At 64.6% G+C, this 22,583-nt stretch carries 23 protein-coding genes and 2 pseudogenes; 9 read left to right on the forward strand and 16 right to left on the reverse strand.

Annotation, left to right across the window (positions count from 1 at the left end; translation table 11 throughout):
* Positions 1–452: 452 nt before the first annotated feature.
* Positions 453–1,055 (reverse strand): hypothetical protein, encoded by a 603-nt coding sequence (locus tag HNO51_RS03120; RefSeq protein WP_209538440.1) that lies wholly within the window; start codon positions 1,053–1,055, stop codon positions 453–455.
* A gap of 410 nt (positions 1,056–1,465) precedes the next feature.
* On the opposite strand from HNO51_RS03120, the pseudogene HNO51_RS03125 reads away from it, so the two are divergent.
* Positions 1,466–1,684, forward strand: a pseudogene (locus HNO51_RS03125) (GMP synthase (glutamine-hydrolyzing)); the annotation flags it as partial.
* A 67-nt stretch (positions 1,685–1,751) separates the two neighbouring features.
* Positions 1,752–2,762 (forward strand): hypothetical protein, encoded by a 1,011-nt coding sequence (locus tag HNO51_RS03130; RefSeq protein ID WP_209538441.1) that lies wholly within the window; start codon positions 1,752–1,754, stop codon positions 2,760–2,762.
* A 101-nt stretch (positions 2,763–2,863) separates the two neighbouring features.
* Here HNO51_RS03130 and HNO51_RS03135 read toward each other — a convergent pair.
* Positions 2,864–3,321: pseudogene (locus tag HNO51_RS03135) on the reverse strand (NAD(P)/FAD-dependent oxidoreductase); the annotation flags it as partial.
* 140 nt (positions 3,322–3,461) lie between these two features.
* Here HNO51_RS03135 and HNO51_RS03140 point away from each other — a divergent pair.
* The gene (locus HNO51_RS03140; protein ID WP_209538442.1) at positions 3,462–3,656 is read left to right on the forward strand and encodes a hypothetical protein; all 195 of its coding nucleotides are present in this window, start codon (positions 3,462–3,464) and stop codon (positions 3,654–3,656) included.
* Positions 3,657–3,668: 12 nt separating this feature from the next.
* On the opposite strand, the gene HNO51_RS03145 is transcribed toward HNO51_RS03140, so the two are convergent.
* Together HNO51_RS03145 and HNO51_RS03150 are read right to left on the reverse strand one after the other, a co-directional pair.
* Positions 3,669–3,962, reverse strand: coding sequence for a helix-turn-helix domain-containing protein (locus tag HNO51_RS03145; RefSeq protein ID WP_209538443.1), 294 nt, complete (start codon positions 3,960–3,962; stop codon positions 3,669–3,671).
* 238 nt (positions 3,963–4,200) lie between these two features.
* Complete coding sequence (locus HNO51_RS03150; RefSeq protein WP_209538444.1) at positions 4,201–5,442, reverse strand: NAD(P)/FAD-dependent oxidoreductase; 1,242 nt, start codon at positions 5,440–5,442, stop codon at positions 4,201–4,203.
* 359 nt (positions 5,443–5,801) lie between these two features.
* On the opposite strand from HNO51_RS03150, the gene HNO51_RS03155 reads away from it, so the two are divergent.
* Positions 5,802–6,557, forward strand: a complete 756-nt coding sequence (locus HNO51_RS03155; RefSeq protein WP_209538445.1) for a TIGR01458 family HAD-type hydrolase — start codon at positions 5,802–5,804, stop codon at positions 6,555–6,557.
* A gap of 85 nt (positions 6,558–6,642) precedes the next feature.
* On the opposite strand, the gene HNO51_RS03160 is transcribed toward HNO51_RS03155, so the two are convergent.
* The 5 genes from HNO51_RS03160 to HNO51_RS03180 form a co-directional block, all read right to left on the reverse strand.
* Entirely contained in the window at positions 6,643–7,905 is a 1,263-nt protein-coding gene (locus HNO51_RS03160) for a type II toxin-antitoxin system HipA family toxin (protein WP_209538446.1), read from the reverse strand.
* Positions 7,895–8,164 carry a helix-turn-helix transcriptional regulator gene (locus HNO51_RS03165; protein WP_209538447.1) on the reverse strand — a complete coding sequence of 90 codons (270 nt, stop codon included), beginning with the start codon at positions 8,162–8,164 and terminating at the stop codon, positions 7,895–7,897. Before HNO51_RS03165 ends, HNO51_RS03160 begins: the two co-directional genes overlap by 11 nt.
* A 169-nt stretch (positions 8,165–8,333) precedes the next feature.
* Positions 8,334–8,867 (reverse strand): HD domain-containing protein, encoded by a 534-nt coding sequence (locus HNO51_RS03170; protein ID WP_242597189.1) that lies wholly within the window; start codon positions 8,865–8,867, stop codon positions 8,334–8,336.
* Positions 8,868–8,949: 82 nt separating this feature from the next.
* Entirely contained in the window at positions 8,950–9,123 is a 174-nt protein-coding gene (locus tag HNO51_RS03175; RefSeq protein WP_209538449.1) for a DUF1289 domain-containing protein, read from the reverse strand.
* Positions 9,124–9,164: 41 nt separating this feature from the next.
* Entirely contained in the window at positions 9,165–9,743 is a 579-nt protein-coding gene (locus tag HNO51_RS03180; RefSeq protein ID WP_209538450.1) for a tetratricopeptide repeat protein, read from the reverse strand.
* Positions 9,744–9,950: 207 nt separating this feature from the next.
* On the opposite strand from HNO51_RS03180, the gene HNO51_RS03185 reads away from it, so the two are divergent.
* Positions 9,951–10,472, forward strand: a complete 522-nt coding sequence (locus tag HNO51_RS03185) for a helix-turn-helix transcriptional regulator (RefSeq protein ID WP_111413010.1) — start codon at positions 9,951–9,953, stop codon at positions 10,470–10,472.
* Positions 10,473–10,485: 13 nt separating this feature from the next.
* Here HNO51_RS03185 and HNO51_RS03190 read toward each other — a convergent pair whose 3' ends face one another.
* A complete protein-coding gene (locus HNO51_RS03190; RefSeq protein WP_209538451.1) occupies positions 10,486–11,424 on the reverse strand; it encodes an AraC family transcriptional regulator in 939 nt (312 codons plus the stop codon).
* Positions 11,425–11,601: 177 nt separating this feature from the next.
* Between HNO51_RS03190 and HNO51_RS03195 the strand changes: the two genes are divergently transcribed.
* From HNO51_RS03195 to HNO51_RS03205, 3 genes are all read left to right on the forward strand, one after another.
* The gene (locus tag HNO51_RS03195; protein ID WP_209538452.1) at positions 11,602–12,051 is read left to right on the forward strand and encodes a (2Fe-2S)-binding protein; all 450 of its coding nucleotides are present in this window, start codon (positions 11,602–11,604) and stop codon (positions 12,049–12,051) included.
* 75 nt (positions 12,052–12,126) lie between these two features.
* Entirely contained in the window at positions 12,127–14,286 is a 2,160-nt protein-coding gene (locus tag HNO51_RS03200; protein WP_209538453.1) for a xanthine dehydrogenase family protein molybdopterin-binding subunit, read from the forward strand.
* Between the two features lie 33 nt (positions 14,287–14,319).
* Positions 14,320–15,879 (forward strand): NTP transferase domain-containing protein, encoded by a 1,560-nt coding sequence (locus HNO51_RS03205; protein WP_209538454.1) that lies wholly within the window; start codon positions 14,320–14,322, stop codon positions 15,877–15,879.
* A 109-nt stretch (positions 15,880–15,988) separates the two neighbouring features.
* On the opposite strand, the gene HNO51_RS03210 is transcribed toward HNO51_RS03205, so the two are convergent.
* Positions 15,989–16,195 carry a cold-shock protein gene (locus tag HNO51_RS03210; protein ID WP_209538455.1) on the reverse strand — a complete coding sequence of 69 codons (207 nt, stop codon included), beginning with the start codon at positions 16,193–16,195 and terminating at the stop codon, positions 15,989–15,991.
* Positions 16,196–16,495: 300 nt separating this feature from the next.
* On the opposite strand from HNO51_RS03210, the gene HNO51_RS03215 reads away from it, so the two are divergent.
* A complete protein-coding gene (locus HNO51_RS03215; RefSeq protein ID WP_209538456.1) occupies positions 16,496–18,214 on the forward strand; it encodes a mechanosensitive ion channel family protein in 1,719 nt (572 codons plus the stop codon).
* 125 nt (positions 18,215–18,339) lie between these two features.
* On the opposite strand, the gene HNO51_RS03220 is transcribed toward HNO51_RS03215, so the two are convergent.
* The 5 genes from HNO51_RS03220 to HNO51_RS03240 form a co-directional block, all read right to left on the reverse strand.
* Positions 18,340–18,720 (reverse strand): hypothetical protein, encoded by a 381-nt coding sequence (locus HNO51_RS03220; RefSeq protein WP_209538457.1) that lies wholly within the window; start codon positions 18,718–18,720, stop codon positions 18,340–18,342.
* Between the two features lie 154 nt (positions 18,721–18,874).
* Positions 18,875–19,918: an aldo/keto reductase gene (locus HNO51_RS03225; RefSeq protein WP_209538458.1), complete on the reverse strand. Its 1,044-nt coding sequence runs from the start codon at positions 19,916–19,918 to the stop codon at positions 18,875–18,877.
* Between the two features lie 347 nt (positions 19,919–20,265).
* Positions 20,266–20,895, reverse strand: coding sequence for a Vgb family protein (locus HNO51_RS03230; protein ID WP_209538459.1), 630 nt, complete (start codon positions 20,893–20,895; stop codon positions 20,266–20,268).
* A 33-nt stretch (positions 20,896–20,928) separates the two neighbouring features.
* Positions 20,929–22,149, reverse strand: coding sequence for an ATP-binding protein (locus HNO51_RS03235; RefSeq protein ID WP_209538460.1), 1,221 nt, complete (start codon positions 22,147–22,149; stop codon positions 20,929–20,931).
* Positions 22,150–22,168: 19 nt separating this feature from the next.
* The gene (locus HNO51_RS03240) at positions 22,169–22,543 is read right to left on the reverse strand and encodes a winged helix-turn-helix transcriptional regulator (protein ID WP_209538461.1); all 375 of its coding nucleotides are present in this window, start codon (positions 22,541–22,543) and stop codon (positions 22,169–22,171) included.
* Positions 22,544–22,583: the final 40 nt, after the last annotated feature.

Below are 22,583 nucleotides of genomic sequence, written 5' to 3' on the forward strand. Positions count from 1 at the left end.
CCGGGGCGTGGCTTGGTGACCTCGGGGCTACCTGAATTGCAGGTGTAAAATTGATTGTTATACTTCTTATGGTAGTTTTTATCAGTTATGATGATTTGCGTTAAGTAACAATTGTTATGAAGGCTTGTCATAAATAGCATCATCGTTATGAGGGCAGTTAATATGTGCTAAAATTACAGTCGGCAAGCTTTGCCATCTAAAAATATAAAGAGCTATTAGGAAGTGCTATTTGTGTCTTTAACTCTAACAATAGTTTTTTAATTGAGAGCATCCTGAAGAATGATGCGCAGGGTGTATACAATTGGCATACCTTGATAGACCTCACATCTGGTGAGCTATCTAAACCGTGATTAGACTATTAGTCTTGACGCAAGGGCCCATGTTAGGGCCCTTTTTTACAGTGGTTTCCATTCATCTGCCAACAGAAGTCCGGCCTGAAAGGCATCGACAAGCTATTCATCCGATGTTGGCAGTTGTGACCATAGCTCTTTCAGTGATCTTGGTGGCAAGTAGGTTATAGTTATGACCTCGAAAAAAGGGTTTATGTTTATGACAGTATTCACAAAACCTTTTTCTCCACCTTCCATGAAGTCACCTGTTGTGCCTTCTGGAACGTAAACCGTGGTAATCCGCCTGGGAAAGTCAATGCGCTGCACCTCCATGAGACTGTAGCTTTCCCTCATCAGGGCTACTACTAGACCCTGATCAATACCTGAGGAGCTGATGGTACATGCATCGGTACCAGCAACAGTCAACAAGATCATGTCGACTTCAGCGTCTTCGTCGAGAGCCAATTGGTAGCCACTTCCCTGCTTAGGGGGCGTAGGCGGCATTAGTTCAGGAAGCTGGTGGGCAGGAATGGGGTCCAAGCCTTGCTCATCTGCAATTGACACGGTGCTCTGGTAATCGGCGTCGGTGCTGAAGCAGTACCGATCGAAATTGGACACAAACTGTTCAGCCCATTGAAAGGGCTCCTGTGCGTCAGCTTGGACTGGGCCGAGCAGCTGGATGTAAGTCAACACCATCACTGCGATATTGCGGGTAAGAAGTTGCATTGGGTTCCCTGAGTTTATGCTTGACTACGCTCGACGTGAACGAACGCATATGGTCCCACATTCTCACCGCCGAGCAAGGTCAGTTTGCGTCATTTACTTGGTGAAATGCAGCTCGGTGTATTTCACCAAGGATTTTTAGGAGTGAGCATTCCTGCGCCTAAGTCCTTACGAGCCGCACAGCCCTGCCACGAGCAATCCGGCCCCAGCCCGCCGTATAGACGGTGAGGGGCCAATCGGTGTCGCCACCCAGCGCTATCACAACGTGGGTTAAGCAGGTTGCCGCAACAATGAGGAAACGCGACTGTTGCGGCTCAGCGGTCTGACAAATTAGAATCCCTGCATGTGCACCTCTGTGGAATGGCCTAACGGCGCCATAGCTACTATCAGCCACAGGACCATGAGAAGAGACTGGTAAGTTTGGCAAGACCTGCCTGGCCTTCACCGTGTTCCTGCTGGTGAAGGTCGTCGACGGCCATCCCCACAGCTACGAATGGGACCTAGCCCTGCGCGCCGTGGAAACCATCGACATCATGACCGACCATTGGGCGCACCTGCACTTGGAAACTGTTTCCTCTTGCACCATGTACGACGTCAGCAGCAAGCCACCGGCGATGATCGAGTGGGAGTGATTTTCGCTAATTCTTTCAGCCTTAAGGTAAGCACCCCTCTAACGTTACTTAATTCCAAGGGAAGGATATGTTTCACATCTTGAAAGAACTTTATTGGCTCCGCTCCATGAGCGAACCGCGCATGGATCGTCACCGCTACTGGCTGGCTGCCTACTTGCTGTTAAGCGTACAGCTGGGTGCTGCGTTTCTTATGAGCCAAGACCAGTTCTTATGGAGCATGATGCCAGATTTTTATCCTGAAGCTTTCTTTTGGATAAGCTATTTCACGCCGCACGTCTCGATGGATCTCGCATTGATCGTTCTGTACATTATCGTGGGTATTAACGCCTTCGGGCGGGCTTTTGGTGGCCTCGCCGGGATCGGCATTTACTCATTAGGGGCTCTGGCCTCAGCGTCCAGTTGGGCGGCATCGCGTGGTATGGATGAGCCCCTTTGGTACCCACTACTATCGATAGTGATGCTGGCAATAATAGGTATCGTGGCGCTGTTCATGGGTTTCACGTTACGCTCTCTTCGCGATGTCGACCCGTCACATGCGCTCTTGCGACAGCGCCCGGACATACCTTTGGAAAAACAGCTGGATTGCCTGTCCTTCTTGCGCCGCTACCTGTTAGCCCACTTGGTGATCAACGTGATGGGTGTCGCAATTATCGGCATCATGTTTTGGCGTCTCAACAACCTATCAGTGATGGGGTACTATGGGGTAGCCGATACAACGTTAAAGATCGGTGGTTTTTTCCTACTGCTACTGGCAGTGCTGGGATGCATCTGGATTCTTAAGCTAGTCGTCAAGCGATTGAATAGTTTCACCGATGCTACGATGGCAATTATATGCTGGGGTATAGTCCTGACAGTCGTCATCGGAGGCGGTACGGTCTGGCTGGCAATAAACGAGTTTTATAGTAGTGGGTGGCTATTTCTACTGGCCAAAACCATCGGTCTTAGCCTGTGGCCTATCAGCATTGCCGCTCATATTTATTTGCTAACCAATCCCTCGAAACAGCTTTCCTCTGCAGAGGTGGAAATGGCGGAATCATCAGCGCAGGGACCTGCCACTTCACCGCAGATCGATACCTGACGCCCCCGGAGTGCCTCGGCTATCGAACACCAGTCCAATCAGTACTGAAGCTTCATAAAGCGGGCGCCTCAAGGGCGCCCGCTTTCGTTATGACCTTACAGTCAGAAACGATCAACCCGGAACGGTGTCATATCCACCGCCGGCTCTTCGCCCGCCATCATCTGGGCGAGCCACAGGCCCGCCTTGCCGGGGGCGGGCCGATTACCGGCTTCATGTCGGGCAGGCAGGGGCGGGCGCCTTTCCAAGGCTGGCTGTCGCGACGCTTGCCCAGTGGGAACAGCTTGCGTGCCACCTTTTCGGCGGCGGCCAGCTGCTTGTACTGGGGCGGCGATTCCAGGTCGGCCAGCTCGGCGCCGGTGGTGAGGCGAATGCCGGCGCGCATGGGTTCGAGCAGGAAGCCCTTTTCGGCGTCCATCACCCAGTGGTTGAGCTTGGCATCCCCTTCGGCGGAGTAGTGCATGTGGTAGCCGCGCTTCACGAACAGCGGCACTTTTATGCCGAGCCTTCCCAGCAACTCTCCGGCCCAGGGGCCCAGGGCTACCACTACTTCATCTGCCTGCGCTCGTAGCGCTTGCCGCTCGAGTTCAGCCAGTAGTCCAGCAGCGGGCCCGCCGCGCTCAGCATGCCGGTGGGGCGATAGCGGATGTCCACCTGGCGGTTGGGCAGTACCCGCAGCGATTAGCGCAGCACTTTGAGCGGATGGGGGGTGAGCAGCTCAAGGCGCGCACCGCCACCCGACGCGGCAAGCTGAAAGCCCTACTGGGGGCACTTGGTACGGGCCAAGCCAGCGACGCTGAACGGTCGCTGCTGGCCCGACTCGAGCTGGATCGGCCCACCGGCTGGAATGAGCGCCTGGAGCGGCGGCTGGTGCTGCAGGCGCTGCGATCTAGCTAGGCCATGTCACAATCAGGCAGCCACTTCTTCCTCGTCCTCGATCGCCAGCTCGAGGTGGAAGTGAGCCGGCCCCGTCAGGTTGACCAGGGCGTCCAGACTGAACTTGTTGATGCGGCCGTTCAGCAAGTCGTTGAGGCGAGGCTGCGTGATGCCCAGTCGATGCGCGGCCTCACTCTGAGTGATATCCCACTCCTGGACACGACCGGCGATCTTCGCCATGAGCTCGGAGCGCAGACGCATGTTCAGCGCCTCTTCGGGAGTATCCTCAATGGCGTCCCATACGCTGTCATAATACTCGATGGCCATGGTGTCACCTCGCTTGGTGGCCGGGGCTTAGGGCAGCACTTTGTATCGCTGCTTTCCTTGGCTTCTGTGAGGCTATATCAATACGGATATAATGGGCTCATCAACCGAACGGTTCAAGCTCGGTGCTGCAAGCCCTCCACTGTGGCGAATGGGGAGTGACCAAGGGGCAGGGGAGTCGTAGAGAGGCATTAAAAAAACGGGCGCCTCAAGGGCGCCCGTTTTCGTTATGGCCTCACCTTCAGAAGCGGTCGACGCGGAACGGTGCCATATCCACCGCGGGCTTTTCGCCATCGATCATCTGGGCGAGCAGTTCGCCGGTGGCCGGGCCGAGGGTGAAGCCCTGGTGGCCGTGACCGAAGGCGAGCCACAGCCCTTCCTTGTTGGGGGCGGGGCCGATCACCGGCTTCATGTCGGGCAGGCAGGGGCGGGCGCCTTTCCAGGGCTGGCTGTCGCGACGCTTGCCCAGCGGGAACAGCTTGCGTGCCACCTTCTCGGCGGCGGCCAGCTGCTTGTACTGGGGCGGCGACTCCAGGTCGGCCAGCTCGGCGCCGGTGGTCAGGCGAATGCCGGCGCGCATCGGTTCTAGCAGGAAGCCCTTCTCGGCATCCATTACCCAGTGGTTGAGCTTGGCTTCCCCTTCGGCGGAGTAGTGCATGTGGTAGCCGCGCTTCACGAACAGCGGCACTTTCATGCCCAGCCTTCCCAGCAGCTCTCCGGCCCAGGGGCCGAGGGCCACCACCACTTCATCTGCCTCCAGGGGGCCTTCGCTGGTATCGACTCGCCAGCCGCCCTCGACCTGGAGCACGTCCTCGACGCTGGCCTGCTTGATGTGACCGCCCTGTTCAGCAAAGCTGCGGGCGTAGGCCTGCACCAGGCCGCCCGGGTCCGAGACCATCCACGGCTGCGTCCAGTGGATCGCCCCGACCAGCCCCTTGCCCAGATGCGGCTCCTTGGCGTAGAGCGCCTCGGCATCCAGCACCTCGTACTCGACCCCGAAGCGCTCGTGGTTTTCCTGGGCTTCTTGCTGGCGCTCCTCCAACTCCTTTTGAGTGCGGTAAAGCTCCAGCCAGCCGCCCTTGCGCACCAGCGCCTCGGCGCCGGCGGCCTCGATCATCGGCGCGTGGGCATCCTGGCAGCGCATGATCAGCGAGGCCCACTCGTTCACGATGCGCTCGTAGCGCTTGCCGCTCGAGTTCAGCCAGTAGTCCAGCAGCGGGCCCGCCGCGCTCAGCATGCCGGTGGGGCGGTAGCGGATGTCCACCTGGCGGTTGGGCACCACCCGCAGCAGGGTGGCGATATCGCGGGGGAAGGCGTAGGGGCGCACCGCCTCGCGCTGGATGATGCCGGCATTGCCGAAGGAGGTCTCGAGCCCCGGCTCGCGGCGGTCCACCAGCGTGACGTCATGGCCGCGACGCACCAGATGCCAGGCCACGGATACGCCGACCATGCCGGCACCAAGAACGATGATATTGCGGGCCATGAAGGTCTCCCTGCCGATGGAAAATGGAAAGCTCCGCCACGGGGCAGAGCCTGTCATGGGCGGAGTTTATCAGCACTTCCCAGAAAATCGGCTACCTGCTGAAAATTAAGATTATCGCTCTATATTTTGAATAGAAGGCGGAATCTTTGCCCGTAAATAGAGTGGTGAATGGAATTATTTGCGTTTCTGACTCCTGGGCCTGCGTTGGACACCAGCTAGGCAGCGAGCCGCTAGCTACCGAGTGCCTTCCGCTCCCGTGCGACTGACCGGAGCGGCGCCGCCAGCGTGGATGGACGGCGCTGCGCGGACTAGCCTCAATGTAGTCAATTTTGCTCAACAGTGGCGGAGGGAGAGGTGCGATGCTGAAGGCGGTCTTGCTCGACATCAGTGGCGTGCTGAGCGAGGACGGCGAGGCCCTGCCCGGCGCCGTGGAGGCGGTGGCGCGGCTGCAGTCCAGCGGCCTGGCGCTGCGCTTCCTGACCAACACCTCGCGCAAGACATCGGCCGCGGTGTGCGACGAGCTGCAGCGACTGGGCTTCGCCCCGGCGCCCGAGCAGGTGTTCACCGCACCGGGGGCCATCCGTCGCTATCTCCAGCGCAGTGGTCTTCGTCCCTACCTGCTGATCCATGAGCGGCTCGAGCCCGAGTTTGCCGACCTGCCCTGCGAAGCGCCCAACGCGGTGGTGCTCGGCGATGCCGAGCAGCGCCTGGACTATGCCCACCTCGACGAGGCCTTCCGGCTGCTGCTGGAGGGAGCGCCGTTGCTTGCCGTGGGCACCAACCGCTACTTTCGCCAGTCGGGCACCCTGCACTTGGACGCGGGGCCCTTCGTGCGCGCCCTGGAATATGCCGCCGGCATCGAGGCCAAGGTGCTGGGAAAACCCGCGAGCGATTTCTTTCATGCCGTGCTCGACGACATCGGCGTGGCACCCGGCGAGGCGCTGATGGTGGGCGATGACGTGGAGTGCGATGTGGTCGCCGCCATGGAGCTAGGCCTGCAGGCCTGCCTGATTCGCTCAGGCAAGTATCGCCCTGGGGACGAGGCGCGGGCGCCGCAGGCACGCTGCGAGGCGAGCCTGGCCGAGCTGGTCGATGCGTTGCTGGAGGCGCGTTAGGCGTGCGCCATACCGAAGCGGATGCTCGCCATGGCCTGGCTATGTCTGATCAAGGAAGGTATGGCATATGCTTGCGTTGGTGGGGTCACCTCCCAACGACCCACCGCTCCGGCAGCTTGCGGCAGTTGCTCAACAGGCGCTGCTGCAGCCTCTCCAGCAGCGTTTGCTCAGTGCCTTGCTGGGCCTCGGCGCTTAGGGTGGCGAGGGTAGCGTCGATGGCTGCCGGCATGCGTTCGGCGAGTTCGAGCCCTTGGCGCAGGAAGTAGCGCGGCTGGAATCGCATCGAGCGTGCCAGGGCTTCGAGGTGTGAGCGTTCGATGCTGCCGGGGCGGTCTTCGCCATTAATGCGAAACGCAAAGCGGCGCGCGAGGCCGCTGTAGAGCGTGGTGCTCATCAGGTCATAGAACGGCGCCAGCCGGGGACCTTCCTCGGTGTAGAGGATGGCGAGGTTCTTGGCATGGCTGTCGTTGTTGCCGATCAGCAGGTTGAAGAAGCACCAGGCGATCAGGCGCTGCAGGTCCTTTGCCGGTGCTCCCACCTGCTGCATGAGTTCACGACAGCGCGCCAGGCCGGGGCCGCCGTCGCTTTCGTACTTGATCAGCGAGGGGGTACCGGCAAGCTGGCAGAAGTCGAGCTGGTGCAGGCGACGCAGCCGGCCCTGTTCGTCGGGCGCCCGGTCGTACCGGCGCACGAGGCAGGCGTGGGTATCGGGCTGGTAGCTGGCTTCGGCGACTTCGAGCCCGAGTTCGGCGGCCAGCTGCATGCAGAAGGTTTCGTTGATGGCGCTGGCCCATACACCTCTCAAGCCCTGGATATCCGGCTTGAGGATATGGCTGGAAGGGGCCGACCCTTCCGGGATGGCGGGGCTTCCGTCTGCCTGCACCATTAGCAGCAACTTGTCCTGGGCGCCGGCCAGCGAGATCCGCGCCTCTTCGCTCTGCTGCGAGAGCAGAGGCCCTCGTTCTCTGTGCCGTAGGTGTTCCGCCAGCGCTTCCCAACTGATGGGCCGATAGTGCGGCGGAGCGGGTGTTTCTCCTGGCGGCAGCAGAGTGAAGCCGCTGGCCGTGTCTCCGCCGATGGCCTTCAGCAGGCCGAAAACGGTCGTGGTGTGGTGGCGAAGCTCGAGGTGGCGGCGCAGGTCGCCTTCCGGCAGCAGGTTTTCGAAATAGGCCAGCACCGCATCGCCTACATGCACCTGCTGCGAGAGGGGTAGGGAAGGAGAAAGGCTCACCGCTTCAGGGTGCTCCAACCAAGCGGAGGCATACTCGAAGCGCAGCGGTTGTGCGTCATGCAGCCGGCCGACATGCCTGTCGCCGTGGTAAAGCACCAGGGTATCGTCACTCGCCATGGCGGTTGCCACCCTTGCGCCGCACCACCACCTCGAGCCCCATCAGGTCGAGTACATCCAGCACCTTCTGCAATTGCAGTGTCGGCTTGCCGCGCTCCAGGTCGACGATGAAGCGATTGCCGGTGCCGGCGAGGCCGGCCAGGTCGATCTGCAACAGCCCCTGTTCGGCGCGCAGCTGGCGCACCAGCTTGCCGAGGTCTTCGCTGTGACGAATAGGAGCGGTCAAGGAAGGCGAAGCAGTGAACTCGTAAGTCGGCATGGCAAATCCGCTTGTAATTACCGTTCGGTAATTCTAGGCAGGGATTGTCTGATTCGCAATGAGGAAATTACCGACCGGTAATTTTCGTGGGAATCAAGGTTCGATTTACAGAAAAATTACCGATCGGTAACTACTGGCCATATCCATGGGATCGGTCGACTGTCGCCAGCTATCGCGCAGCGCCGCGAATCCTTGCCTCGCCTTCCACTAATACGCTCCATGCCTGGCGCTTCAGCGCCTCGTCACCCCTTGTCATCACTTCCAGCAATTGGCGTTTCTCGGCCAGGTAGACCCGGGCGAAGCCGGGGGCCCGCGCGACGATGCTGCCGGTGTTGTCGATCAGGTCGGCGTACTTGATGGTCTGCGCCTCGGGGGAGATCAGTGCCAGCCTGTCGCGCTCCAGCGCCTTGCGGTGAGCGCGGTTGCCGATTTCGGGGTCGACGAATTGATCCGTCAGCTCCAGGACCAGAACGGCCACCCGCTCGCCGAAGCACGCCTCGATGTCCAGCGCCGTCACGGCGGTATCCTCGAGCACGTCGTGCAGGTGGGCGGCGGCGATCATCTCCGCTGTCGCCGACTCCACGGCCGACACCCTCTCTGCCACGGCCGCCGGGTGCCGCCAGTAGGGCTCGTCGGTGTACTTGCGCCGCTGCCCCACGGCCTGGTGGGCGGCGCGGCTGAACAGCGCCGCGCGTTCGATCATGTCGTCCATCCTGGTCGCTCTCTTCGTAACTCTTTCCGTAACGCTCCCCGCTTCACCTTCTTCCGCTCCACCTTCACCTGCCTCAATCGCGCGGGAGTTTCTTCAGGCGCTCATCGGCGCGCTTCACCGTTTTCATCTTCTCCGGCCGCTTCATGGCTTTCCAATGGCGTATCTCTTCCATGGTGCGGCCGCAGCCGATGCAGAGATCGCCTTTCAGTTGGCATATCGAGACGCACGGGCTTTCGATCTTCGCCATTCAATGCCTCGTTGGCTTGGTGAGACCCTGTACCGCGTAGCTTACGGCAAAAACACCCGGATCAACGCTTCGCGCTCCATCTCCAGCATCTCTCCCGACATCGGGTTCTGCCCGGCTTCCTCACTAGCCTGCCATTCCAGCAGCAGCGCTTCGGCTTCGGGCGAGCCGGCCAGGCGGGCCGCGAGGATGTGGTTGGCGTTCGGCGTGTCAGCTGGCTCGCCGGCCATGACGTAGGCGGCCTCCACCTTGGCATAGCACGCCACGGCATCGTCCGTGGCTCCCTCCAGGCGCTCGTGCAGCATGCAGCGCAGCAGCATTCCCTCCTTGTGCAATCCCTCTTCGTCGAGCGCATCCAGGTCGCGCTTGGCTGCCTCGTAACGGCCCAGACTGGCAAGCAGGCTGACGCGGTTGGTGCGCAGTTCGGTGTGGTCGGGGTGGCGCGCCAGCCCCTCGTCGTAGATCGCCAGCGCCTTCTCGTAGTGCTGCGTATCGCCCCGGGCTTCCATCAGCACAGCACCGGCGCGCTCCAGGTAGTGCGCCGGCGGTTCGCCGCTGGCCGGCGAACCGCTGGCCAGCAGCAGGGTGGCAAACAGGTATTTGTCGATCTTCGGTGAGTGCATCCCAATCCCTCGGTCTTTCTCCATGTTGAAACTCATTATTGTTCGCCTGGAGCGGCGGGTCATGACTGAGCGAGGGGTTGAGATATGGCTTACAGATATTTCGGCGATTTCTTACGCCAGTCGTGGCTGTCATCGTTTTGTCAGGTCGGCATAAGGTTGTCACCTGACAACCTATCGTGATACACCTCCCAGGGAGGACGACAAACCATGACCCATTACGACTTCACTCTCAAATTCGCCGTCCCTGATGCGCTCGACATGGAGACGCTGGAAACCCGCCTCTTTGAGACGGGCTGTGACGATGCGCTGGTCGGGCTGGGGCAGAAAGGTCGCCTGGCTCTGGAGTTTTCACGTGAAGCGGTCTCGGCCCATGAGGCGATCATCAGCGCCATGGCGGATGTGAAGCGTGCCGTACCAGAGGCGCGTCTGATCGAAGCCGGCCCCGACTTGGTAGGGGTGACGGATATCGCGGAGTTATTTGCGTTCAGCCGCCAGAATATGCGCAAGCTGCTGCAGTCTCACCTGGCGACCTTTCCGCTGCCGCTGCACGAAGGGCGCGCCGCACTCTGGCACCTGGCCGAGGTGCTGGAGTGGTTCCGTACACACCAGCACAAGGCCGTCGATGAGGCCCTGCGCGAAGTGGCCCGGGTCAGCATGCAGGCCAACGTCGCTCGTGAGACCCGTCGTTTACCTGCGGAGGAGATCCAGCGCTTCGAGGCGCTGGCCTGATGACCAGGCGCTATCACGCCGGCGAGCCGATGCCGACGGCAGCGCTAGTGGAGGGATCGGCGACCTTGGCGGGCTTGCGCGCACTCAGCGCGTCGCGCTTCGGCGGCGCCTGGAACAGGCGGCCGTATTCCCGCGTGAACTGCGAGACGCTCTCGTAGCCCACCTCGAAGGCGGCATTGCTGGCCGAGAAACCTTCGTCGAGCATCAGCCGGCGTGCTTCGACCAGGCGCAGGCGCTTGTGGTACTGCCCCGGCGTCAGCGTGGTCATGTGCTTGAAGTGCTTGTGAAACGAGGTGAGGCTCATGCCGGCTTGCGCCGCCAGTCGCTCCACGGGCACGCGCGAGCGGTATTCCGCCCGGAGGATCGCAATGGCGGCGGCGAGGCGGCCGGCGTGGCTGTCCGGATCCGCCAGTGTGCGCAAGACGGTGCTGTGAGGCCCCGACAGCAGCCAGTAGTGCAGCTCGCGCATGATGCCCGGGCTCAGCAGCGGCGCCGCTTCGGGGCGGTCCAGCAGTTGCATCAGTCGTGCTGCGCAGTCGAGCAGCGCGGCTTCGGTGTCTACGGCGAACAGCGTCGGCATCTCGGAGGGGCGCTGCGGGCGGGGGCTGCCGAGGTGGGCGGTGAGCTCGCGCAGGATCGCCATGTCCAGCTCGACGGCGATCGCCAGGTAGGGCTCGCTGTGGCTCGCTTGCACGACCCGTCCGATGACCGGCATGTCGGCGCTCACCATCGCGGATTGCCCGGCAGAGAGTACACGCTCCTCCTTTCCCACGATCAGGCGCTTCGCGCCCTGAAGCACCAGGCATACCAGCGGCTTGTAGACCGTGTGCAGGTCGCCGGTGGGCGCTTCGAGACACATCATGCGCAGCCCCGGCACCGGCGTCAGCGCCATGCCGCGGCGGTTGGCGTGGCGGCGGGTATAAGCCCGCACGGCCTGTCTGAGCGATTCCATGGGTTCCCTCCTGCAGTTCGGTTAAAACCTAGCACGGCAATGAAGGGGCAGCACCAATCCGGCAGGATCAGGCAAGTTTTACGCAGGCGTTGGCAAGCCCTCTCCCGGACGAATGGTTAAAAGTAGTTGGCGAGGCGCAAGCGCCATGAACCAGTAGCCAGCCGAGGAGAAGCCTTCATGACAGCTTTCACGCTCAACGGGCGCGAGGTGAACGTCACCGCCGAGCCGGACACGCCGCTGCTGTGGGTGATCCGCGAGCAACTGAAACTCACCGGGACCAAGTACGGTTGCGGCATTGCGCAGTGCGGTGCCTGCACGGTGCATGTCGATGGCGAGCCGGTGCGTTCCTGCGTCTTTGCGCTATCGGGTGCCGAGGGCCGGTCCGTCACGACCATCGAGGGGCTGTCCGAGGATGGCTCGCACCCCGTCCAGCAGGCCTGGGTGGCGCTGGACGTGCCGCAGTGCGGCTACTGCCAGTCGGGGCAGATCATGAGCGCGGCCGCGCTGCTGGCGCGCCACCCGAACCCCTCCGACGAGCAGATCGACGAGGCGATGGCCGGCAACCTGTGCCGCTGCGGCACCTACGTGCGCATCCGGGCGGCCATTCATCGCGCCGCCGAGGCGTGACGAGGTTCGACTTCCGCCGATCCCTCTTCATCCCGCTCGACTCTCCATCACCTTGACCGAGGCGCAGGTAGCACGATGAAACTCCAAGAGCTTTCCCTTACCCGTCGCTCGTTTCTCGCCGGCGCCGTCGCGGCCGGCGTCGCCCTCGTCGTTCCCCTCCGGTTGCCGGCCTGGGCGGGGCAGGGCGAGGCGGCGGGCCTCTCGCAGGCCTACATCCGCATCGACGCGAGCGGCCGGGTGACCTTTCTGCTGCCCACCAGCGAAATGGGCCAGGGCACCCACACCGGCCAGGCCCAGATCCTTGCCGATGAGCTGGGCGCCGACTGGTCGAGCATCGAAGTGGGCATGCCGAACCAGCCGACCTCCGACTACCGGATTCCGTTCATCGGCCAGATGCGCTCCGTGGGCTCGTTCGGCATCCGCTTCTGGCACGACCCGTTGCGCCTCGCGGCCGCCCAGGCGCGAGAGATGCTGACCCAGGCCGCGGCCGAGCGTCTCGGGGTAGCGCCTGAGGCCCTGCATGCCGAGAGCGGCTTCATCGTCCATGCCGAGAGCGGCCGGAGGGTCCCCTTCGGCGAGCTGGTGGCAGAGGCCTCGTCGCTGCCGGTGCCGGAGGCGCCGACCCTGCGCCCCGATGGCGAGCGAACCCTGAGCGGGCGCGCGGTGCCGCGCCTCGATACGCTGGAGAAGGTGACAGGCAGGGCCCAGTACGGGGTGGACGTCGAGCGCGAGGGCCAGCTGTATGGCGCCGTCCGCCTCGCCCCGGTCTATTCCGCCGAGGTCGAGTCGATCGATGAGAGCAGCGTCGCCGACATGCCGGGCGTGGTGGCGGTGGCTCGCGTGCCGCGCGGCGCGGTGGTGGTCGCCGACTCCTGGTGGCAGGCCAGGCAGGCCGCCGAGGCGCTCGATATCACCTTCACCGCCACTGACGCCGACGAGCTCTCCAGCGAGGCGATCGACACGATGCTGCGCGAGGCGCTGGAGCGGCCAGACGTGCCCGTCTCCACCCTGCGCGGCGAGGCGGAGGCGACGCTCGCGAGCGACGGCCGGGTCGTCGAGGCCGAATACTCGGTGCCGTTGCTCGCCCATGCGTGCATGGAGCCGATCAACTGCACCGCCGAATCCACCGAGGAGCGCACGGAGCTGTGGATCGGTACCCAGGGCCAGGACGTCGTGCGCATGACGCTCGAGAACGCGCTGCAGGTGCCGGCCAACCAGTTCTTCATCAATACCACCTACCTGGGCGGCGGCTTCGGCCGCAAGACACACGGTGAGATCGCCCTGCAGGCCGCGCTGGCCAGTCGTGCCGCTGGCGGCCGGCCGGTCAAGGTGCTGTGGGCGCGCGAGGACGACGTGCGGCAGGGCCAGTACCGCCAGACGATGCGCTGCCGCTTCCGGGCGGTGCTGGACGAAGCCGGGGATATCGCCGGCATGCGCATTCGCGTTGCCGGGCCGCAGATGGGCCGCGAGTACGGCATCGACCCGGAGCAGCGGGCGCGGGAAACGGGAAATCTCGCCAACTTCGATCCCTTCTCGCTCGGCGGGCTGTCGGACATGCACTACGTCATCCCCAACTTTGTCGTGGAGCACGCCGTGGTCGACCTGCCGATCCCGCTCTGCCCCTGGCGTTCCATCGCCTACTCCTTCAACGGCTTCTTCCTGGAGAGCTTCATGGACGAATGCGCGGCGGCCGCGGGCCTCGACCCACTGGCGTTTCGCCGCCGCCACTGCGAGGGGCAGGAGAGGATGCTCGCCGTCCTCGACCGGGTGGCCGAGATGTCGCGCTGGAGCGAGCCGGCGCCCGAGGGCATGGCGCGCGGCCTGGCGGTGGTCGAGAGCTACGGCTCCTACGTTGCCCAGGTGGTCGAGACGCGGGCCGACGACGAGGGGTTCCAGGTGGCGCGGGTCCATGCGGCCATCGACTGCGGGCGCGCCATCAACCCCGGCCAGGTGGAGGCGCAGATACAGGGTTCCGTCATCGATGCGCTCGGTGCGGCGCTGCGGCAGAAGGTCACGATCCGCGACGGCCGCGCCGAGCAGTCGAACTTCCACGACTACCCGCTGCTGCGTATCGGCGAGGCGCCGCCCGTGGCGGTGGGCATCGTCGAGATCGGCTCGCCGCTGGGCGGCGTCGGGGAGCCGGGCGTTCCCCCGCTCGCGCCGGCGCTGGCCAACGCGCTGTTCGCCGCCACGCAGCAGCGAATCCGCCACCTGCCGTTCGCCGACCACGCCTAGGTGAGGGCGAGATCAGACCTGTCGAGGCCCGCCATGCAGTGGGAACATGCGTATCTGGAACATGCTCAGGACGTCCTTGGCCAATGGCTCGACTGGCGCCGGGCGGGGGAGGTCGCCCTCGTCATCGTGACGGCGACGGAGGGCGGCGCCGTGCGCCTGCCAGGGGCGCTGCTGGCCGTATCGGCGGCAGGGGAGAGCTGCGGCTATCTCTCCGGCGGCTGCATCGACGCGGATGTGGTGCATCATGCCCAGGCATCTCTCCGCTCGGGGCGCATCGAACGGCTGCGATACGGCAGCGGCTCGCCTTTCATCGACCTGCCGCTGCCCTGCGGCGGTGCCATCGAGGTGTGGGTGCTTCCCGATCCCGATGTCGAGGTGCTGCGCGGGTGCCATGACCGGCTCGCCTCGCGTCAGCCGGCGACGCTCACGCTGGCGCCATCCGGCGCGCTGCGGCTGGGGCACTCGGCCGAGGCCCGCGCGCGCTCCTTCCGCTACACGCCCAAGCTCCGCCTGCGTATCGCCGGGCGTGGGGCCGACAGCCTGGCGCTTGCCCGCCTGGCGACGGCAAGCGGTATCGAGACCGAACTGCAACTGCGCGACGGCGCCGACGTCCAGGCTGCCCGGCGGCTGGGAATCGCCGGGGTCACGCCGCTGACGGTCCCCTCGGCGCTGCCGGCCCTGGGCGACGATCCCTGGACGGCCTTTCTGCTCGCCTTCCACGACGTCGACTGGGAGGAGGCCCTGCTTGGCCAGGCCCTCGGCGGCCCCGCCCTCTACCTCGGCGCCGTGGGCAGCAGGGCGACCCATGCCCGGCGCTGCGAGCGACTGCGTGCGGCCGGCGCCACCGAGCGGCAGATCGAACGCCTGCGTGGCCCCGTCGGCCTGCTCCCCTCCATGCGCGAGGCGTCGACGCTGGCCGTTTCCGTCCTCGCGGAGATCGTCGAGGCCTACCAGCGCAAGGTGCGGTGCCCCTTCGCCTCGACGGCACTGGTGCTGCTGGCCGCGGGGCAGTCCCATCGCTTCGCGGAGGGCGACAAGCTCCTGGCGCGGCTGCGCGGGCAGCGCCTCATCCAGCGTGCCGCCGCCGCACTCCAGAGCCATGCGCTTGCCGCCCGCATCGCGGTCGTCGGCCCCGATCAGGCCGCGCGGGCGGTGGAGCTGCGCGCCGCGGGCTGGAGCGTCGTGGTCAATGCGCACGCGGCGCAGGGCTTGTCGACCTCGCTGGCCGCCGGCATTCGTCAGGCCGGCCAGTCGCACGCCGTCGAGGCCGCCCTGGTCATGCTGGCCGACATGCCGAACGTGCCCGACGCCCATCTCGTCGACCTGCGCGATGCCCTGACGCCGGAGCGCAGCGCGGTCATGTCATCAGCTGGAGCGGTGCATCTGCCGCCTGCTCTCTTCGATCGATCCGTCTTCGACGGCTTGACCGGCCTGGGGGGCGATGCCGGGGCCGGCCAGATATTCCGGTCGCTGGCGCATACGGCCACCGTGCCCATCCCCGCCGAGTGGGCGCTGGACATCGATACGCGTGAAGATCTGGCGCAGGCCCGGGGGGCGCGTGGGGATACCGTGAGCCGCGTTGCGAGCTGCTGATGCCGCGGCAGGGGCCCGGCAGGGTCGCCAAGGCGATGGCAGACACGACAAGGCCCGCCGGAGCGGGCCTTGATTTTCGAACCGTAGGGCTCTCTCGCGTGACAGTGGGTCAGGCGAGCTGTTTGATGTTGGAGGCCTGAAGGCCCTTCTTGCCCTGGGTCACGTCGAATTCGACGGTCTGACCTTCCTGCAGGGACTTGAAGCCGTCAGCCTTAATTTCGGAGAAGTGAGCGAATACGTCGTCACCACCATCGGCCGGTGAAATGAAGCCGAAGCCTTTGGAATCGTTGAACCACTTGACTGTACCAGTCGTCATAACTTTCCTTTCGCGCCGTAGCGCCTTGCTACATTCTTGGGGTTACCCCCGTTGGCTAGCAGGTTATTGGCTTACCCGCTGAACCCACCGTGTCATGCTCGAGCGGCTTGGGTCAAAGCCTTTCGCGTTTATTTTCGGTATCCGCCGCCGGTTCCCTCCCAAGCTGGACGAGGCGGCGTGCGCTGAGCTGTACTGCGATAACCCCGGGCAGGGCGGCCCGCGGGGAAGGAGGGGCCGGCGAGCCTGAACGGAGCTGTCGGAGGGAGGCGACAGCGGCATGGAACGAACAGGATGAGAAGTATGAAAGCGAAAGGTTGTTGGCGTCTGTGGATCGTGCTGTTACTGGCGTTGCTCGTTTCCGGCCTGGGCATGGCGCAGGAGGAAGAGAGCGAGGAGAGGGAGCAGTGGTTCTCTGTCGATTCACTCAACGCCGGGCTGGGCGAGGTGCCCGAGGAGGCCAAGCGGCAGACGCCTCGCGAGGCGATCCGCAGTTTCCTGAAGCTTGCCGAGGAGAAGAACTTCACCGCCGCCGCCCACATGCTCAACCTCTCCGAGCTCGACGAGGCGGAGCAGGAGCGTCGCGGCCCCGAGCTGGCCAGGCAACTGGCCGAGGTGCTGCGGCGTGGCGAGTGGCTCAACGTATCCAACCTCTCCGGACGCCAGGATGCCGCCATCGAGGACCCCTCGGGCCAGCACCCCCGCACCGGCGAGCCGCGACGGGACATCGAACTGGCCTCGCTCACGCTCGATGGCGAGGCCTACGACATTCGCCTGGGGCGGTACCGGCTGGACGACGAGGATCCGGTCTGGCTGGTGACACCGGACAGCGTCTCGACCATTCCCACGCTCTACGAGGCTTATGGCCCCTCGCTGCTGGAGGAGTACATCCCGGAGCGCTTCAAGACATCGCTCGGTTGGCTCGAGCTCTGGGAGTGGATCGCCATTCCGCTGTTTGTGTTGGCCATCGGCCTGGTGGGCTGGGGCGTGCACGGCCTGGTCGGGTGGCTGGCGCACTGGTTCCCCTCCGGCTGGCCGAGCATCTTCGCCAGCCGGATCGGCAGCCCCATGGCGCTGCTGGTCATGGCGTTCACGGCCCAGGCCCTGCTCGACTACGTGGTCTCGTTCACCGCCGTGGCGACCACCTTCATCCGCGTGCTGCTGACGATCCTGATCGCCTGGGGGGCAGGCACGATTGCGCTGCGCCTGGTGGATACCATCCTGCTCAAGGTGACGCGGCGCATCGTCGGCGAGATCGACGACACCAAGCCCAAGGACGAGCGCAAGCTGCTGACGACACTGTATGCGCTGCGCCGGGTCATCATCCTGGTCACGGTGACCGCGGTTTCGGTCTACGTGCTGAGCCAGATCCAGCTCTTCGAGACCCTGGGCATGTCGCTGCTGGCCTCGGCCAGCGTGCTGGCGGTGCTGGTGGGTATCGCCGGGCAGGCGGTGCTGGGCAACATCCTCTCCTCGTTCCAGCTGTCGCTGGCCAAGCCCATCCGTATCGGCGACCTGGTGATGTTCGAAGGGCAGTGGTGCTATGTGGAAGGCATCTTCTACACCTTCATCCGGTTGAGGAGCTGGGATGAACGGCGCCTGATCGTGCCGGTGACCTACTTCGTCTCGAAACCCTTCGAGAACCTCTCGGTGAAGAGCGCCAAGATGTATCGGACGCTGGAGCTGGTCGTCCACCTGAGCGCCGACATCCAGCTCATTCGGGAGAAATTCATGGAATTCGCCAAGGAGGAGGACAACGTCGTCGAGCACCACAAGCTGTGCTGCTACGTGACGGGGCAGACCGAACGGGCCCAGACCGTCAGCTGCTACCTCATGGCCTCCGACCCCTTCGCCGGCTGGGTCGCGGAGATGCAGATCCGCGAGAAGCTGATGAATTTCATCCGCGACGAGCACCCCGAGTGGTGGCCGCGCGAGGTGGTGGTGCTGAGCCAGGCGGATATCGCCAAGGGGGAACGCAAGGACGCCCCGCCGCCCTCCGCATCAGGCAACGCCGGGAGGTGATGGGTCAGGCGGATGGCTCCGGGTTCGTGCCCGGAGGTATCGTACGGTTCACGTCGACACACTTTGGTGGCAGTCAAGATAGGGCCCGGCATTGCCGGGCCCATCGGAACCGCATTCATTTCCTATCAGGTCTCATCCTCTTCTGTGTCTAGTGTGTCGGTATCGCTCGGGTCGGGTTCCTCGCCGCCCTGCGTGCCTTCACCTCCGTCTACGCCTGGGGCGCCCGGGTCGCTGCTCACTTCGTCGGAGCGGTCACCGGCGCCTTCCGGCTCCATCTCGCCGTCTTTTTCCTTTTCCCACTCGGGCTTTTTCTCGGCATCGGTTCCAGCGGACCCGGAAGCGCCCATCGTGCCGGAGGCATCATCCGTCATGGTGGAGGTCCCGCTCTGCTCGCCAGCGGCATCCGTTTCCTTGTCAGTACCGGCCGACCAGGCGAAGGGGCTGGCAACCAGGCCTATCGTCACTCCCAACACACCGATTCGCTTGAGGATATCGCGAGGTAACATGGCATGACTCCTTGGACATCGTGTCCTCATGCAAGCGGCCCCTGTCGTGGCGGCCGCTCTGCTCCTTGTGATGCCGTGGGCTTTGCATGGCAGCGCCACGGCCCCTTAAGCATAGTTCGATAGCGAGAGTTTTGGTGGGGTGGCTCCTGCAATTTCAGCGTCCCTGCGCACCGAGCTGCTGGCGGCGAAACTCGCCCTGGCGCTCGATCATCCAGCCGGGATATTCGGCCGGCAGTGCACTGACGCGGTCGAGCTCGGCGAGTTCGTCTGCGCTGAGCGTGACCTGCGCGGCGGCGATGTTGTCGTCGAGCTGGTCGATGCGCTTGGCGCCGAGGATCACGCTGGTGACCGCCGGCTGGTGCAGCAGCCAGGCCAGCGCAATCTGGGCGACGCTGACGCCCTTGGCCTCGGCGATGCCGCGCATGACGTCGACGCAGCCATGGGCGCGCGCCTCGTCCACCGGCGGGAAATCGAGGTTGACGCGGCGCCCCTCGCCACTGGCCCGGTCGCCGCGGCCGTACTTGCCGCTGAGCAGGCCGCCGGCGAGCGGGCTCCACACCATCAGGCCGAGGCCCTCGCTCTCCAGCATCGGCACGATCTCGCGCTCCAGGTCGCGTCCGGCCAGGGTGTAGTAGGCCTGCAGCGACTGGAAGCGGTTCAGCCCCTTGCGTTCGGCGATGCCGAGCGCCTTGACGATCTGCCAGGCGGCCCAGTTGGAGACGCCGACATAACGCACGTGGCCGTGCTGGACCAGGGTATCCAGCGCGCACAGGGTCTCCTCGATGGGCGTGGCGGGGTCGAAGCCGTGCACCTGGTAGAGGTCGATGTGGTCGAGCTGCAGGCGCTTCAGGCTCGCCTTCACGCCCTCCATGATGTGGTAGCGCGACAGCCCCCTGGCATTGATGCCGGCGCCGGTCTCGCCGAATACCTTGGTGGCGACGACCACCTCGTCGCGGGGTATGCCGAGGTTCTTCAGCGCCTGGCCGGTGATGCGTTCCGAGAGCCCCTCGGAGTAGACGTCGGCGGTATCGATGAAGTTAATGCCGGCCTCCAGGGCGCGGGCGACCAGCCGCTCGGCGTCGCTCTGCTGGAGATTGCCGATCTTGCTCCAGAGTTCGCCCTCGCCGCCGAAGGTCATGGTGCCCAGGCAGAACTGGGAAACGAACAGGCCGGTGTTGCCGAGTTTGCGATATTGCATGGGGTACTCCTTTCCTCTTGCCGGGGTGTAGTGTGGCAGGTTTGCAGCGCCCTGCCGGGTCGATTCATCGTCCTGCCGAAGGGCTGCGGCACCGCTGCCGCTTGCGGTGGGCGGCGGTGTAGGATGAGACGATACGTCGGTCGTGAGCGGCCGTTCAGGAGCGCGCTATTCCGGTATTCGCCCTTCCCCCCAAGGAAACGCACCGTGCTCAGCAACCCCAGGAGAAGATGGAGGCCCTGATGGGGCGCTCCACGCTGGCGCCCTCCGCCTGACCAGGTCTCCGATGGAGCCGGCGGAGGAAGCGCGTCGTGTGGCGTGACGGTGCGCCGCCGTCACGCCGTATCGCCTTACCGCGGGCGACGTACGACCCTTAGCTTGCCGCTCGCGCCACCGCCGCAGAAGAAGCGCTCGGCGCCATCCGACTCGAGCCCGGAGACGCCCATTCCCTGGGGCATCTCGAGCTGCTGCAGCACCTCGCCCGAATCAGGGTCGATTCGCCTCAGGTCGCTGCCGTCCTCCTCCCAGGTGCCATGCCAGAGTTCGCCGTCGACCCAGGTGACGCCGGTGACGAAGCGGTTGGATTCGATGGTGCGCAGAATTGCCCCGCTGTCGGGATCGATCTGGTGGATCTTGCGGTCCCGATACTGGCCTAGCCAGAGCGAACCCTCGGCCCAGGCCAGCCCCGAGTTGCCCCCCGGCGGGGCGGGAATGGTGGAGAGGATGTGGCCGCTGGCAGGCTCGATCTTGAGGATGCGATCCTCGGCGACCTGGAACAGATGCCGGCCGTCGAAGGCCGTGCCGGCATCGGCGGCGGTCTCGATCGAGCGCTGCGGCTCGCCGGTATCGGGGTCGATGGCATTGAGTCTGTCGCCGGTAGCCAGCCAGACGTGCCGGCCGTCATAGGTGACGCCGTGGACGCTGTCCATGCCGGGGAAGGGGCCGAATTCCTCGAGGAGTTCTGCTGCTGAACGGTTCATGTCGTTGACCTCGTTGGTAGGGACCTCTTCAGCCTATGCGCCGGGCAGTGGGCCTGGGAGTAACAAGGTTGTCGTGAAACCCGGCACCGAAGGGGCGATCCAGCGCCGTGCCCTGCCGCGTCCGAAGGACTGCACCTTGCCCGCATCGGCGAGCGCTTCGAGCGCTCGCTGCGTGTTGCGTTGGCTGGCGCCGAGGGCCATGGCCAGGGCCGAGCTCGACCATGGCTCGCCGTCGCTGAGCAGGGCCAGCACCTCGCCATGCTTGCCTTCGATGGGGCGCGCCAGCACTGCGACCTCCGACGCGGCTCCTGGCTCCAGCAGGTAGCCCCGGGGTGTCGCGCGCACTCCGGCCAGGGGGGCGAGGGCCGCGCGCAGCCGGCCGAGTTCGACCCGCAGCCGGATCCGGTGCGAGTCGTCGGCGAAGCGGGTGCGAAACGCCCGGGCGATGAGCGCATCCCGCGATACGTCTGCGGGCCAGGCTTCGCCCAGCAAGCGGGCCAGGGCGAACAGCACCGGGCGCGTGGCGAGCGAGACCACGGCATCGCCATCGCGAACGGCATGACGGCAGGCATCGATGACGAGCGCCTTGGATTGCAGTAGCGCCTCGACCTCATGCAGCTGCAGCAGGTGCTCCTGGCCATGGCTCACCAGGCGTGCGGCGGGGGCATTCAGGGCAAGGCAGGCGCTCTCCACTTCCGCCAGCAGCGCGGGGACGCCGGCGAGGCGTGCGCTCCGTTCGGCTCGCTCCAGCGCGGCGCGTGCTGTCTCGGTGTGCAGCCGGCGCAGGGCGATGCCCGCCACGGTCAGCGCGTGAACGGCGCCCAGGGCCGGAGGAAGAGCGGAGGGCTCGAGCTGGGCCAGGGCATGCTCCGCCTGGCCCAGGCGGCCGAGCAGGAGCAGGCGGCGGGCCACGAGGGACCGCGCGTGGGCGGCGTTCGTCAGGTCGCCGTGCGCCTCGAGCGTGGCCCGCGCCGAGTCGAGCCGCTTCGTGGGCCAGCCCAGGTCGCGCGACGCCAGGGCAATCTCGGCCTCGGCGACGATGCACCGCGCACGAGCCGTCTCTTCCCTGGCACCGAAGGCGCGTGAGGCACGCTGCAACAGCAGCCTGGCTCGCGTGAAATCGCCAAGCTGGGCCATCGCGATCCCCCGCAGCGCCAGCGCCGGCGCATCGTCACGCAGGGCGACCCGGTTCAAGGCCCCGAGAGGATCGCCCGCCGAGAGTGCACGGCCCGCGGCCGTGATCAGCGCATCCATCTCAATCCCGCCACACTTGTTACTCCCAGCGATCGCGATAACGTTCCCTTGCCGCGACGATGGTGCGGTGGTGGGTGTCGGCCCAGGTCACTAGGGCCTGCATCGGTTCGAGGAAGGAGTGGCCGAGTTCAGTGAGGTCGTACTCCACGCGGGGAGGCACTTCCGGATAAACCGTGCGGGTGATGAAGCCGTCCTGTTCCAAGTGCTTCAGCGTGCGCGAGAGCATCTGCTTGGAGATGTCGCCGATCTCGCGCATCAGCTCGTTGAAGCGCTTGGTGCCGGGCTGAAGGGTCAGCAGAACGAGGACGCTCCATTGATCGCCGATGCGGTCGAGTACGTCGCGAATGGGGCAGGGATTGTCGAATTCGGCAACCTCGGATTGTAGTTGAGTCATGGCGGGCTCCTTGGGCGCTCATGAGTCATCACGGTGTGAC

The sequence above is a fragment of the Billgrantia sulfidoxydans genome (genome assembly GCF_017868775.1).
Taxonomy (GTDB): Bacteria; Pseudomonadota; Gammaproteobacteria; order Pseudomonadales; family Halomonadaceae; genus Halomonas; species Halomonas sulfidoxydans.

Excerpts from the sequence above, each read along its gene's own strand:
- HNO51_RS03120 (WP_209538440.1), bottom strand. The coding sequence starts at position 1,055 with ATGCAACTTCTTACCCGCAATATCGCAGTGATGGTGTTGACTTACATC.
- HNO51_RS03130 (WP_209538441.1), top strand. The coding sequence starts at position 1,752 with ATGTTTCACATCTTGAAAGAACTTTATTGGCTCCGCTCCATGAGCGAA.
- HNO51_RS03140 (WP_209538442.1), top strand. The coding sequence starts at position 3,462 with ATGGGGGGTGAGCAGCTCAAGGCGCGCACCGCCACCCGACGCGGCAAG.
- HNO51_RS03145 (WP_209538443.1), bottom strand. The coding sequence starts at position 3,962 with ATGGCCATCGAGTATTATGACAGCGTATGGGACGCCATTGAGGATACT.
- HNO51_RS03150 (WP_209538444.1), bottom strand. The coding sequence starts at position 5,442 with ATGGCCCGCAATATCATCGTTCTTGGTGCCGGCATGGTCGGCGTATCC.
- HNO51_RS03155 (WP_209538445.1), top strand. The coding sequence starts at position 5,802 with ATGCTGAAGGCGGTCTTGCTCGACATCAGTGGCGTGCTGAGCGAGGAC.
- HNO51_RS03160 (WP_209538446.1), bottom strand. The coding sequence starts at position 7,905 with ATGGCGAGTGACGATACCCTGGTGCTTTACCACGGCGACAGGCATGTC.
- HNO51_RS03165 (WP_209538447.1), bottom strand. The coding sequence starts at position 8,164 with ATGCCGACTTACGAGTTCACTGCTTCGCCTTCCTTGACCGCTCCTATT.
- HNO51_RS03170 (WP_242597189.1), bottom strand. The coding sequence starts at position 8,867 with ATGATCGAACGCGCGGCGCTGTTCAGCCGCGCCGCCCACCAGGCCGTG.
- HNO51_RS03175 (WP_209538449.1), bottom strand. The coding sequence starts at position 9,123 with ATGGCGAAGATCGAAAGCCCGTGCGTCTCGATATGCCAACTGAAAGGC.
- HNO51_RS03180 (WP_209538450.1), bottom strand. The coding sequence starts at position 9,743 with ATGCACTCACCGAAGATCGACAAATACCTGTTTGCCACCCTGCTGCTG.
- HNO51_RS03185 (WP_111413010.1), top strand. The coding sequence starts at position 9,951 with ATGACCCATTACGACTTCACTCTCAAATTCGCCGTCCCTGATGCGCTC.
- HNO51_RS03190 (WP_209538451.1), bottom strand. The coding sequence starts at position 11,424 with ATGGAATCGCTCAGACAGGCCGTGCGGGCTTATACCCGCCGCCACGCC.
- HNO51_RS03195 (WP_209538452.1), top strand. The coding sequence starts at position 11,602 with ATGACAGCTTTCACGCTCAACGGGCGCGAGGTGAACGTCACCGCCGAG.
- HNO51_RS03200 (WP_209538453.1), top strand. The coding sequence starts at position 12,127 with ATGAAACTCCAAGAGCTTTCCCTTACCCGTCGCTCGTTTCTCGCCGGC.
- HNO51_RS03205 (WP_209538454.1), top strand. The coding sequence starts at position 14,320 with ATGCAGTGGGAACATGCGTATCTGGAACATGCTCAGGACGTCCTTGGC.
- HNO51_RS03210 (WP_209538455.1), bottom strand. The coding sequence starts at position 16,195 with ATGACGACTGGTACAGTCAAGTGGTTCAACGATTCCAAAGGCTTCGGC.
- HNO51_RS03215 (WP_209538456.1), top strand. The coding sequence starts at position 16,496 with ATGAAAGCGAAAGGTTGTTGGCGTCTGTGGATCGTGCTGTTACTGGCG.
- HNO51_RS03220 (WP_209538457.1), bottom strand. The coding sequence starts at position 18,720 with ATGTTACCTCGCGATATCCTCAAGCGAATCGGTGTGTTGGGAGTGACG.
- HNO51_RS03225 (WP_209538458.1), bottom strand. The coding sequence starts at position 19,918 with ATGCAATATCGCAAACTCGGCAACACCGGCCTGTTCGTTTCCCAGTTC.
- HNO51_RS03230 (WP_209538459.1), bottom strand. The coding sequence starts at position 20,895 with ATGAACCGTTCAGCAGCAGAACTCCTCGAGGAATTCGGCCCCTTCCCC.
- HNO51_RS03235 (WP_209538460.1), bottom strand. The coding sequence starts at position 22,149 with ATGGATGCGCTGATCACGGCCGCGGGCCGTGCACTCTCGGCGGGCGAT.
- HNO51_RS03240 (WP_209538461.1), bottom strand. The coding sequence starts at position 22,543 with ATGACTCAACTACAATCCGAGGTTGCCGAATTCGACAATCCCTGCCCC.